At 53.2% G+C, this 1,763-nt stretch carries 2 protein-coding genes; both read left to right on the forward strand.

Annotated features, from left to right (window positions below; genetic code table 11):
* Window positions 1–1,008 (forward strand): relaxase/mobilization nuclease domain-containing protein (locus B5D32_RS14600; protein ID WP_078785674.1); only part of this gene is annotated, 1,008 nt, incomplete at its 5' end.
* Between the two features lie 12 nt (window positions 1,009–1,020).
* Window positions 1,021–1,763, forward strand: a 743-nt coding sequence (locus B5D32_RS14605) for a tyrosine-type recombinase/integrase (RefSeq protein ID WP_143402821.1), incomplete at its 3' end; no start/stop codon positions are given.

Consider the following 1,763-nt stretch of genomic DNA (forward strand, 5'->3'; position numbering starts at 1 on the left):
CGTTTCCAAGTGCTGGTCGCCACCCACATGAATACGGACAACCTGCACAACCACTTCGTTATCAATTCTGTGTCTTATGTGGACGGCAAGAAATACGAGCAACGCCGCAGCCAATACGCAGAGTTCCGGGCGGCATCTGACAAGCTGTGCAGGGAGTACGGCCTGTCGGTAGTGGAGCAGCCCAAAGCCAAGGAACCGGCGCGGTACGCCCGGATGCGGGAAGCCATCGACCAAGCCTGTGAGGATGCCAGCACTGCAAAGGATTTCCACAGGGCGCTGTATCGGCAAGGGTATATTTTCGGCAGTGACCCCAATCGAAAGTATGCAACGATTCGGGCACGGGATGGCGGACGAGCCGTGCGGCTTTATAGGCTGGGAGAAGAATACGATCTTGCGGCCATAGATGACCGACTGCGCGGAAACTATCTGCTGTATGGGTCAGGGCTGTATGAACGGAAACGCCCGACCCGACAGTATACGCCGAAACGGTATCGCCCCAAGGATACCTATGTAGGAAAAGGCATCCTCCAAATTTTCTTCGAAGTATTCTTCGGGGAATCCCAGATGCACCGCTTATATCTGTACTACTGTTACCAACTGGGCATCTTACCCAAGAAGCAGCAGCCACGCATCAACCGTCCGGAATTAGAGCGCATTTGGAAAGACACCGAGAAAATCCTTGCAGAACACGCCTTTGTCCACGACCACAAGTTCCCGTCTTTACAGGCAATCGTAGACTACCGCAAGGGCTTGTCCCAGCGGATGGAAACCCTTGCCGCGCAACGGGCGGAAATCGTTAAGCAGATGCGCCGAAAGGACGCCTCGCCGGAGTTGGCTGACCAACGCATGATACTGACTTGCCAAATCGCCAAACTGCGCAAAGAGGATAAAATCGCAGGGGGAGCCATCAAGCGCGTCCAGAGAACACGCGAATCCAACCGCATAGATCAAGAAAATCAATATACGAACAACAAGAACCGACGCCGAAATCGTTCTCGGCAGCGCTGACAAGGAGGTACAATGGCTTACATCAAGAAAAAGTCCGAACGAAAATACAAAATCACTGTCTGCAACGGCTACAAGGTCAATGGGCAGAAACGCATGAAGGCGCAGACCATCACTGTGCCATCATCCGTGCCAAAGCGTGGCATCCAGCAATATGTCATGGCGGAGGCCGAGCGCATCGAGAAGAAGTTCAAGTATGGCGTAGAAGAAAGCGACCAGACCCACTTTGAACAGTACGCCGAAAATTGGCTCAAACGGCAGGAACCGTTCTTTACGGCTACCACTTACGCAGGGTATAAGAGAAACCTTGACATTGTTTATCCGCTGATTGGGGGCATTCCGCTTGCAAAACTCCGCCCTATGACGCTTGAAGAAATGTGCGAGGAATTGCGCAAGCGCCCGGGGCATGGTGGAAATTGCATCAAGGAAACCACGGTGCAGAAGTACCTTGAGACGGTTTCCTCGGTGCTGGAGGATGCCAAGAAAAATGACATTATTCCGTTTAATCCAGCGCACCGTGTCCGCAAGAAGCATTTTGAGAAGGAGGTGCAGCATATTCCGCAGAAGTATGAAATGGGTAAACTGATGCGGGCAATTCAGAACGAACCGATTCTGTATCGGGCGTACTACACGCTGGCAATCACGACAGGATTGCGGCGCGGTGAACTGTGCGCCCTGCAATGGCGGGACATAACCGGTGCTTGTGAACTGACCGTCCGCCGTTCCCGCAGCTGCGCATCCGGGCAGATTGTTGAGAG

The organism is Gemmiger formicilis (genome assembly GCF_900167555.1).
In the GTDB taxonomy this organism is placed as follows: Bacteria; Bacillota; Clostridia; order Oscillospirales; family Ruminococcaceae; genus Gemmiger; species Gemmiger formicilis.